This window comes from uncultured Roseovarius sp. (genome assembly GCF_947259555.1).
Classification (GTDB): Bacteria; Pseudomonadota; Alphaproteobacteria; order Rhodobacterales; family Rhodobacteraceae; genus Roseovarius.
The window spans coordinates 138,035-147,360 of the sequence record NZ_CAMYMD010000100.1 but is presented as its reverse complement, the minus strand read 5'-3'; the positions used below and the strand labels follow the sequence as shown (position 1 = coordinate 147,360).

At 57.7% G+C, this 9,326-nt stretch carries 11 protein-coding genes; 4 read left to right on the top strand and 7 right to left on the bottom strand.

Annotated features, from left to right (window positions below):
* Positions 1 to 238: 238 nt before the first annotated feature.
* On the top strand, positions 239 to 1,933 hold the full coding sequence (ade, locus tag Q0X85_RS16965) for an adenine deaminase (RefSeq protein ID WP_297773959.1): 1,695 nt from the start codon (positions 239 to 241) through the stop codon (positions 1,931 to 1,933).
* A gap of 175 nt (positions 1,934 to 2,108) precedes the next feature.
* On the opposite strand, the gene Q0X85_RS16960 is transcribed toward ade, so the two are convergent.
* From Q0X85_RS16960 to Q0X85_RS16930, 7 genes are all read right to left on the bottom strand, one after another.
* Positions 2,109 to 2,345 carry an Lrp/AsnC ligand binding domain-containing protein gene (locus Q0X85_RS16960; RefSeq protein WP_297773957.1) on the bottom strand — a complete coding sequence of 79 codons (237 nt, stop codon included), beginning with the start codon at positions 2,343 to 2,345 and terminating at the stop codon, positions 2,109 to 2,111.
* A gap of 170 nt (positions 2,346 to 2,515) precedes the next feature.
* Positions 2,516 to 3,319, bottom strand: a complete 804-nt coding sequence (locus Q0X85_RS16955; protein ID WP_297773956.1) for a DUF1217 domain-containing protein — start codon at positions 3,317 to 3,319, stop codon at positions 2,516 to 2,518.
* On the bottom strand, positions 3,316 to 3,720 hold the full coding sequence (gene flbT / locus Q0X85_RS16950; RefSeq protein WP_297773954.1) for a flagellar biosynthesis repressor FlbT: 405 nt from the start codon (positions 3,718 to 3,720) through the stop codon (positions 3,316 to 3,318). Before flbT ends, Q0X85_RS16955 begins: the two co-directional genes overlap by 4 nt.
* Positions 3,717 to 4,094: a flagellar biosynthesis regulator FlaF gene (gene flaF, locus Q0X85_RS16945; protein WP_297773953.1), complete on the bottom strand. Its 378-nt coding sequence runs from the start codon at positions 4,092 to 4,094 to the stop codon at positions 3,717 to 3,719. The genes flbT and flaF overlap by 4 nt, the downstream gene beginning before the upstream one ends.
* Before the next feature lie 76 nt (positions 4,095 to 4,170).
* The gene (locus Q0X85_RS16940; RefSeq protein ID WP_297773952.1) at positions 4,171 to 5,001 is read right to left on the bottom strand and encodes a flagellin; all 831 of its coding nucleotides are present in this window, start codon (positions 4,999 to 5,001) and stop codon (positions 4,171 to 4,173) included.
* A 211-nt stretch (positions 5,002 to 5,212) separates the two neighbouring features.
* A complete protein-coding gene (locus Q0X85_RS16935; protein ID WP_297773951.1) occupies positions 5,213 to 5,572 on the bottom strand; it encodes a flagellar protein FlgN in 360 nt (119 codons plus the stop codon).
* Positions 5,562 to 5,846, bottom strand: coding sequence for a rod-binding protein (locus Q0X85_RS16930; RefSeq protein ID WP_297773950.1), 285 nt, complete (start codon positions 5,844 to 5,846; stop codon positions 5,562 to 5,564). Before Q0X85_RS16930 ends, Q0X85_RS16935 begins: the two co-directional genes overlap by 11 nt.
* 238 nt (positions 5,847 to 6,084) lie before the next feature.
* Between Q0X85_RS16930 and Q0X85_RS16925 the strand changes: the two genes are divergently transcribed.
* The 3 genes from Q0X85_RS16925 (at position 6,085) to Q0X85_RS16915 (ending at position 9,276) form a co-directional block, all read left to right on the top strand.
* On the top strand, positions 6,085 to 7,623 hold the full coding sequence (locus tag Q0X85_RS16925) for a flagellar hook-length control protein FliK (RefSeq protein ID WP_297773948.1): 1,539 nt from the start codon (positions 6,085 to 6,087) through the stop codon (positions 7,621 to 7,623).
* A gap of 11 nt (positions 7,624 to 7,634) precedes the next feature.
* On the top strand, positions 7,635 to 8,315 hold the full coding sequence (locus Q0X85_RS16920; protein WP_297773946.1) for a flagellar hook capping FlgD N-terminal domain-containing protein: 681 nt from the start codon (positions 7,635 to 7,637) through the stop codon (positions 8,313 to 8,315).
* 112 nt (positions 8,316 to 8,427) lie between these two features.
* Positions 8,428 to 9,276, top strand: coding sequence for a phosphotransferase (locus Q0X85_RS16915; RefSeq protein WP_297773944.1), 849 nt, complete (start codon positions 8,428 to 8,430; stop codon positions 9,274 to 9,276).
* The last annotated feature ends 50 nt before the right edge of the window (positions 9,277 to 9,326 follow it).

Below are 9,326 nucleotides of genomic sequence, written 5' to 3'. Positions count from 1 at the left end.
GCGCTTTTGCAACGTTTCAAGCCATTGAAAACGCGGGAGTGCTTGGCTGGCATAAAGTGCGATCCACAGAGGTTGCTGCGCCCACCCGGCGGTCAGGCACCGCGCGGCTTGTCTCGTTAGCAATGAAGGTCCGCTCAAGGCCAATATAGACATGCGCAACCTGATCCAAGCTCACCTTCGGGCTTGCCCCGCAGCGTCACCCGCGCAACACTTGCGCGTGACAGCCGGAGGGTGACACATGGCCGATCTCGAAACACGTATTGCACAAGGCCGGGGCGACGCGCCCGCCGATCTGGTGCTGCGCGGGGGCGAGGTGTTCGACCTCATCACCGGTGCGATGATCGCGGGAGACGTGGCGATCTGCGGTGATACCATCGTCGGCATCGGGGCCGAGTATGAGGGGAGCAAGGTGATCGATGTCACCGGCCTCATCCTCGTTCCGGGCTTCATCGACACGCATCTGCATATCGAAAGCTCGCTTGTCACGCCGTTTGAGTTCGACCGCTGCGTCACCCCGCGTGGCGTGACCACCGCGATCTGCGACCCGCATGAGATCGCCAATGTGATGGGGCTGGACGGCATCCGGTATTTTCAAGCCGCATCAGAGCATACGGTGATGGACATCCGGGTGCAGCTTTCGTCTTGCGTGCCTTCGACGGAGATGGAGACGGCAGGGGCCGAGATCGGGGCTGACGACTTGCAAGAGGTGATGGGCCATCCTTCGGGCATCGGGCTGGCCGAGGTGATGAATTACCCCGGCGTCATCCATCGCGACCCCGGCATGATGGCCAAGCTGCGGCTCTTCGAGGGGGGGCATATGGACGGGCATTGCCCGCAGCTTTCGGGGTGCGACCTGAATGCCTATTGCGCGGCGGGTATCCGCACCGAACATGAGGCGACCACCGCCGAAGAAGCGCGCGAAAAGCTGCAAAAGGGCATGCGCGTGCTGATCCGGGAAGGCTCTGTCAGCAAGGATCTCGATGCGCTCGCGCCGCTGCTGAGCGACATCACCGCGCCCTACATGTGTCTGTGCACCGATGACCGCAATCCACTGGATATCGCCGAGGAGGGGCATCTCGACCACATGATCCGGGTGCTGATCGCGCAAGGCGCCTCGCCGCTTGCCGTCTATCGCGCGGCGTCTTTGTCGGGGGCCGAGGCGTTCGGGCTGCGCGACCGGGGGCTGATCGCACCGGGGCGGCGGGCGGATATCGTGGCCCTCGGATCGCTGGAGACGTGCGACGCGCGGCTGGTGCTGTGCGGGGGTGTGGTGGCGGATGACGCGGCGTTTGACGCGCGTGAGACCGTCGCGCCGGTGGGCCGCCATTCGGTCAAGGCGCGGGCGGTGATGCCGCAGGATTTCCGCCACACCGGTAACCGCGCCGAGACCGATGTTATCGGCATCCTCGAAGGCAAGATCCTGACTGAACATCTGCATGAGGACATTGCACCGCAGGATGGCGACAAGCGCCCCGATTCCGCCCGCGATCTGGTGCGCATCGCAGTGGTCGAGCGGCATGGGCGCAACGGCAATATCGCGACGGGTTTCGTGCGTGGTTTCGGATTGCAGGACGGGGCCATCGCCTCGACCGTCTGTCACGATCACCACAATATCGCCTGCGTGGGGGTGGGCTATGACGACATGGCCCTTGCCGTGAACCGGATGTCGGAGATCGAGGGCGGCTTTGTCGTGGCGCATCGGGGCCAGGTGCTGGCCGAACTACCGTTGCCGGTTGCGGGGCTGATGAGCCTTGAGCCTTTTGAGGCGGTGCGCGACCGGCTGGAGGCTCTGCGCGCGGCGGCGAAATCGCTCGGCGTCACGTTGCAGGAGCCGTTCCTGCAACTGGCGTTTCTGGCGCTGCCGGTGATTCCGGCGCTCAAGATCACCGACCGGGGGCTGGTGGATGTGACGCGGTTCGAATTGATCGTTTAGGGACCAAGGGCGTTTGCATTGTGATGATCGGATGTTGGTGACCTTGACGGGTGCAATATCGGTCTTCGATTGTGAGCGCCGGGTGCCCCAAGCATTCACGTAGAAGGCCGGTTGCACCGCTCTGATCGACTCTCGGGAGCCAGTCAAACCCAGTGGCGCGCTGGCGCCGTCCTCTTCAGAACGCCTTGAATGTCAGCGTTGTCTCGGTTCTTTCGATGCTCGGGATATCCAGCAAATTATCGTTGATATATTTCCCGACATCCTCGTCCTCCGGGATGTAGAGTTTCATCAATAGATCAAATGGACCTGAAGTGGAGTGGAGCTCTGAGTGAATTTCACGCAAGGCAATAGCCTCTGCCACGTGGTAGGACTGGCCCGGTTTGCAGCGGATGTTGATGAAGACGCAGCGCATTCGATCCTCCTGTTGGATTTAGTCCATAGGGCTGTTGCCTGACCGTGAATGCAACGGGAAATTTACAAAGCTCTCCTCCTGTGCCCTCATGGCCGCATGCCACCCGTTATCACGCTGATCGGTGGATATCGTTCCGCATGTACAGACATGACCAACAGGCATGTTGCTCTTCAGAACCGCCTGGGCACGGATTGCAGCAGGGTGAGTGCTATGGATTGAGAAGACCGGACGTTGATCTCGGCAACCTGATCACGCAGAAGAAACCTTCGGATCACATCATCCTGAAGGTCAGGGTCTATCAGATCCGACAAGGAGCTGATATCGAGCTGGCGCGCGGCGCGGGATTTGATCTCGTCCAGCTGCCTGTCAAGATCCAACTGCGCGAAACTATCCGGCAATCCAAGCGCGACCTCGAAGATACGGCGCAACGGTTCGTTTCCAAGAACACGGAACCAGCGCGTGTCCTCGGCGGCGGTGTCGCTGGCAATGTCACCGAGCTCGCGCTTGGCGTTCAATGCGAGGCGAAGTGCCTCGTTTTGATCCCCGACCGCAACCTCGAACTGCCTGCGGCGGAATTGCGCGGTTATTTCAGTGCCAAAACTAGATAACTGCGTTCGTGGCACAGGGCGGTCCGCGAACGCGAACGCTTGGGCGAGTTGCTTGTAACGGTCATCTGACAGGCGGTTGGCGAGCGCATCGTCATCGAGTGTGCCCTCTTCGAGGATTGTCCGGATGAAAGCGCGGCTGTCGATATCATCCTGAAGCCCGAAGGCCCCGAGTGCTACCCTCAAAAGGCGGCGATCCGACACAAGTGCTTCGGGTGTCTTTATACTGCCGATGGTTAGTTCAAAGTACTCTGTGTCACGTACGATTTGAGGGGATTTGTTGAAGAGATCGGTTTGCCGCTCCAACGTACGGTTCAGCAGCGCCCATCCCGGAAGGCCGCCCAGCGGAAGGACTGGTTCGAAATTCATGATGCGCGATGTACCAAGAGCCGCTCTTCACGCGGCAGTAAGGCGCGCAATGCCTTGAGACACTTGTAATGGTCGTTTGACACGAGGGCTTCCGTCGCGTGACCCAAGAGCGTTCGGCTGTCATGGTCCCGCAAGATCTGGCTCAACTCTTCGATGCGCCGCAAGAGTTGATGATGTGCTTGCTCAGGGTCGCTATCGCCGGAAAGAATCAACTGAAGGGCGTAGCATACCCTGCGGACCGGAGTCGTCGCCTCCTCGGGACGGATGGCATCGCGCAGCCTCAAGATATGTGCGTCGGGTGTCATGATCGAGAGCCGCGAACGCCGCTCACCGTTTTCTATGACGGCACCGTTTATGAGCACCCTTTCCTTGGGTCCAAGTTTGAGAACGAGGCCACTCATGACGTGCTTCGCCTTTCTCCCAAGCCACGCATTATCGCGGTATTGACCTCGATAAGGGGGGCGATCGGCGCCGCGTCTCTTAAAACTTTTGAACTGTGATGATGTGTATACTCCGCCAGATAGATAATTTGCGCGCGGAGCGCGTTCGGGAGCGGATTCTCCGGATCTGCCACATCCGTCGCGAGGATCGTCCAAAGGCGTCGATTGTCATGTATTGCTCTAGCGACTGCGATCATATTGTCGCGTCCGTCCCGAGCCGCCATGCATAGATTGTGCGTTATTCTTGCAATTGCGTCATATTCTAAACCGCGTTCGGTGCGGATGGTCTGGGCTTGAGTGCGGTAGGCGTTTTGCGCCAGTAACGTCGCGTTCACGTCATGTCCTTTCTAAATTCCCGAAATTTTCTGCTGAGCGGGTCCGGGGGTGCCCGTAGGCCACCCCCTTTGTCGCTTAGTTCCGGAACAGAGAAAGAATGGCTTGTGGTGCCTGATTGGCGATCGATAGGGATTGCGTTGCCAACTGCTGCTGAACCTGGAGCGCCTGGAGCCGCGCGGACGCTTCCTCCATGTCCGCGTCGACCAAGGAGCCGATCCCGGATTTCATGGCGTCGGTGACCTTACTTACAAAATCGTTCTGATCTTCGATGCGCCTGGCCGACGCGCCGAGTGCCGCAGCCCCGTCGACTGCCGTCTGAATATGCGCCTCGATCAGCGCGAGCGAAGTGTCGGCTGCTGCGCTTGTCGAGACGTCGATATCGCTCAGATCGAGATTGGCCTCAAAATCAACGGAAGCTACCGTGATATTCGTCGCGGTGACTGCGCCACCACCTGCGCGGTCGAGGGAGGACAAGACCGTGATGCCCGTGTTCCCAGCAGTATTGAGAAGGTTTGCACCGTTGAATTGCGAGGCTCCGATGATCGAGTTGACCTGATTGACCAGTTCGTCGACGTCTGTCTGAATTTTCGCGTTGTCGACGTTTTCAGCGGTCGCGGCCACAACCTTTTCCTTGATGTCATTGAGAATATTGGTGATCTGTTCTGCACCTGCGGACGCGACTGCGACGGTCGATTCTCCCAGTGACAGGGCGTCGGACACGGCCTTGAAGCCGCTGACATCCGATTCCATGACCTTCGAGATCGCGAAAATGGCAGAATTGTCCTTTGCCGTTGCGATTGCCTTGCCGGTCGAGATCATGTCCTGCGTTTTTGCGAGGTTCGAATTGACCGATTGCAGTGTTTGCAGGGCAACCATTGCGCTGTTGTTTGTCAGAATGCTGGACATAGCATAATCCTTTGATACTTGGCGTTTTTCGCCATTTCACATTCCGTTCCAGCGATGCTGGGACGGCGTTGCTGTCGTTCTGACATTTGCAGGGTCTAGACTGTGTCCCACTGCGCCATCCATAGCCGGATGCATGTTGGAGACTGCCACGAATGTGCTAACGGATTACTAAGTCAAACCTTTGAAAAACTTCATTTTTAATAAAACGCCATCACGCACGCTTTTCTACGTTTCGCGGTGTTTCCGGTGTAATCGAAAGCTTGCGGCCATTTTGGTCATAGGTGGTCATCGATCGTTTGAGACGCCGATGCGCAGCTAGGCGCGCGGCGGCTGTCCTTATGCCTTGCAGCGTACCATCAAGTAACGACTGATTGCGCGTCAGTTTTCTCTGAAGCGATTGCAAAGCGCTGGTCTCGTCGATCACAAGAGCGTTCAACATGTCTATCAGTCGCTCTTTTTGGTTCACAAGATTCTCGATGTCAGAGAGGTCTCCGGAGAGAAGAGACTGTCGTTCACGCTCCAGAAGTATGTCCAGTCGGTCGATGATCTGATTTTCTCGCTCATATGTCATGTGAGCGTTCCATCAACGACCTAAAAAAAACTTCTGCCAAACCGATCCCGCCGCTGCTGACCATCTCCCTTGCAAGTGCGTCGCGATGAAATGAGGCGAACTGTGATTCGCTGGTGCTTTCAGTCAAACTGTTTTCCTGTGTGCCGAGGCCTCCGTATTTCAGCATCTCCGCCAGAAAGCTGGCCTCCAGCTTCTCGGCCACGTTGCGCATCGCGCGTATATCGGGCGTTTCAGCAATGCCCTTCAAAGTCATGGAGGATATGGAACCGGTCATTTTACTTCCTCAAATTGATCAGACTAAATTCCATCAGAACTGAAATCGGTAAAGAAGCAGTAACCGAATTTTGTAATGCTAGGCACATGGAGTACAGGTCCTGAGAGGGTTCATGACATCTCAACCGATGACAGATCAAGTTTCGTTAGGAATGGGCGTTGCAGCGCCGAGGGCGCATACGCCCCCACCCGATGACGGGAAGACTGTCACCGACGTCCGGGCGAGGGTTTTTGAAAGAGTGTTTTTCAAAGGCCAGGCACGACTGGACGTGCTGGGGACCGATCAAGGACAGGCAGAATCTGCCGTCGAGCAAGAACGCGATTCTGAGACGTCGCGCGACGTGGAGGACCGGCCCGACAGGTCGGAGGAGGGGGGTACGCTGTTGGAGAATGGGTCCAATGCGCTGCAGACAGGATCTGAAAAAGCCTTGGTGGCGGCGGAGCCAATGCGTGAGCATCCAGAAACGCGGCAAATCGCCCTTTTGCCTGGCACGGATAACACTGTCCGACGGGAACATCCCTTGACCGTGAAGCGGACGGCTGCCGCCGCCAGTTTCTCGTTTGATTCTCTGCGGGACGCATTTGAAAACAAGTCAGTATCGAACGGCGCGGTCCTGTCTGGCGTGGACGATGAAAAAAATACCGGGACCGCAGCAGGGGCCGATGGCTCACTGCTGCGGGAATCGGGAACAGATTCCTCAAAGGTGGAGAGCCGATCCGAAGGCAGTCTTGTAAGCGGGCCAGCCGTCGGCCGCGATCTGACTTATCGGCCCAATGACACAGCCCGTATCACATCCCGACGCACAGGCTCGTACCTGCCCCTTCCTCAAGATAGCGAGTTCGCAGGACGTACCGGTCTTGAAAAGAGTGCGGCCCGGATCTTGGCAGCACAGCAGTCGCCGCCAGGTCCGCAGAGCAAGTCATTCAGCAGCGGGTATCAATTGCCGACAGCAGAGGTCAATGTCCACACGGGAAAAAAACCGGATAGAATTACCCCCCCTACCCAAGCAACCGCCCCGGTCCTGTGGCAACCGGAAGCGGTCAACGTGGGCCAGACGCTGACCAATTCGAAGTCTGAGTTGCCAGCCCGGCTGAGCACCTTTGGCCGATCGGAGGGTTCGCACATGAATTCAGCTCCCGAGACGTCTGTAGCGGCATCGACCATTGTGCGAGACGATGGGCTTTTTAGGGTCGTGCCTGTGCCCGGCAATGCGCTGCCGGAACCGGACACATTTTTGGCGGCCCCCAGTGCCGATCTCTTGCGAAAAGAAATAGAGGGTAGGCCGTTTGCGGATGTGCGTAGCGCCGCTCATTCCGTTAACGGATCAAACCTGCCGGTCGGTATCGTCTATACTCGTCCTGAATTGCCGCAGGTCATTGCTCGCCAAGTCGTGGCGAGCGTGAGCAGGTCTGGCGTTGGCGGCCGATCAATAGAACTGAGTCTCGCGCCAAGCGAACTCGGCAAAGTGCAGATGAGGCTCACGTCCAACGACGGTCAGATTACTGTCAATCTGCTCGCGGAGCGGCCCGAAACCCTTGACCTCATGCGGAGGCACGCGGAGGTGTTGGAACGTGCGCTGCATGAGGTCGGGTACGAGCATGCACAATTCACTTTCTCACAGGAAGGTCAGAGTGCGCAGCACGATTTCGGAGGACATCCGCAAGGCGCGCCGCAGAGAGAGCATGCACCGGGTGAGGCAGTCGATGTCGCGCCGAACCCGAAAGCTCTTGATCACCTGCGAGTGACGCTCGGCGACCGGTTGGATGTTTTGATTTAAAGGAGAGTGGAATGGATTTGTTGTCAGCGACGCAAAATACCCAGCAGGGCGCGGTCCAAAGTCCGGGCCCGGGGGCGGCAGAAGCGGTGGACGCAAGCAATGCCACTGCCTTGAGCGCGGATTTCGAGACATTTTTGAAGATGCTGACGACCCAGATGCGAAATCAGGATCCGCTCAATCCGGTTGAGTCCTCCGATTTCGCCGTGCAGCTTGCAACATTCTCGACAGTGGAACAGCAGGTTTTGACCAATGATCTGTTGACGGATCTTGGCGCGCGTTTGGGTGCGCTTGGTCTTGGTCAAGTATCTGGGTGGATTGGCATGCAAGCGGTCACAGAAGATCCTGTGATCTTTGATGGCCAGCCGGTCACACTCTCCACGACGGTCGCTGCACAAGCTCAGGCCGCTGAAATCGTGGCGACAAATGCGCAGGGAATTGTGGTGAACCGTCAATCGATTCCAGCCGTCTCAGGAAAGGTCGAATGGATCGGTCAGGATCCGGCCGGGCTTCCGATAGAAGATGGAGTGTATGACCTCGAAGTGCATTCTATCGTCGGAGGTGAAACTGTCGCGCGACATGCCGTGCAACAGGTGGCCTTGATTGCAGAGGCGCAGTTTGATGGAGAAGAAACACGTTTGGTCCTTGAAAACGGGCAGCGAATCCTTGCCTCCCAAGTGGTGGGGCTGCGCTAGGTGCGAGAGTAACCTGTCCTTGCCGCGATCGTGAAAGCACAATAGCGTTCGGTTGTATTTTCCAAGCGTTAGGTCACCTGCAATGCTGCCCGGACCGGCAACGGATGTCGAAATGACCCTCGCACAGACGCTGGAGCTGCGCGGGTTCGTTGCCCTTGATGCGCATTGGACCAGCCTTGCAGGCGGGAGAACGAATCGCAGTTGGCGGGTAAACTCGGAAGCGGGGTCAATCGTTATCAAATTGTTTGGTCCATGCGGCCTCAATCCGATGTTCCCAAACGACCCCAATTCGGAAGTGCTGGCACTCGAGCATCTCGCAGGGCGCAAGCTCGCCCCCGTCCTTTTGGACCATTTCCAGACAAAGGCGGGATATTGCATCGTTTATGAACACGTTGCAGGCAAGATGTGGCAAGGCGGCCCTGCATCGGTCGCGGGATTGTTGGACCGCGTTCACGCGCTCGACGCGCCGCTGTCTCTGCGGCGTGCTCCCGATGGCAGCCACGCAATAGAACAGCAGACCAGATTGATTCTCTCGCACTGCCCGCCAGCGCGGGCGCGTGCTGTCTGGCACCTCAAGCCGGGTGGATCGATTCCGCCATCGGGCAGATCCTGCCTCTTGCACGGCGATCCGGTGCCGGGGAATATTATCGGATCGGGCGATGACTGGTATTTGATTGACTGGCAATGCCCCGCGATAGGCGATCCGTGCGAAGATCTGTCCATATTTCTTTCGCCCGCGATGCAAATGGCGTATCGAGGCGTGCGCTTGTCTGAAAATGAGCGTCAGAGTTTTATTTCGGGATATCCTGATCTGGAAATAATTGAGAGATATCTGTTACTTGCTCCTTGGTATCATTGGCGTATGGCAGCATATTGCACGTGGATCCAAACACGCAATGAGGCCTCCGTTGGTTCCGCATATGAGGCTGAAATCGCGGCCATCCGCGCGTGGGGTTGCTGAATTATCGGTCAGGCCGTTGCAAAAATGCGCGGCTACTAGCCGATTGCGGG

Bases quoted from the DNA above. Each gene is read 5' to 3' on its own strand.
- ade (WP_297773959.1), top strand. From the start codon at position 239: ATGGCCGATCTCGAAACACGTATTGCACAAGGCCGGGGCGACGCGCCC.
- Q0X85_RS16960 (WP_297773957.1), bottom strand. From the start codon at position 2,345: ATGCGCTGCGTCTTCATCAACATCCGCTGCAAACCGGGCCAGTCCTAC.
- Q0X85_RS16955 (WP_297773956.1), bottom strand. From the start codon at position 3,319: ATGAATTTCGAACCAGTCCTTCCGCTGGGCGGCCTTCCGGGATGGGCG.
- flbT (WP_297773954.1), bottom strand. From the start codon at position 3,720: ATGAGTGGCCTCGTTCTCAAACTTGGACCCAAGGAAAGGGTGCTCATA.
- Q0X85_RS16940 (WP_297773952.1), bottom strand. From the start codon at position 5,001: ATGTCCAGCATTCTGACAAACAACAGCGCAATGGTTGCCCTGCAAACA.
- Q0X85_RS16935 (WP_297773951.1), bottom strand. From the start codon at position 5,572: ATGACATATGAGCGAGAAAATCAGATCATCGACCGACTGGACATACTT.
- Q0X85_RS16930 (WP_297773950.1), bottom strand. From the start codon at position 5,846: ATGACCGGTTCCATATCCTCCATGACTTTGAAGGGCATTGCTGAAACG.
- Q0X85_RS16920 (WP_297773946.1), top strand. From the start codon at position 7,635: ATGGATTTGTTGTCAGCGACGCAAAATACCCAGCAGGGCGCGGTCCAA.
- Q0X85_RS16915 (WP_297773944.1), top strand. From the start codon at position 8,428: ATGACCCTCGCACAGACGCTGGAGCTGCGCGGGTTCGTTGCCCTTGAT.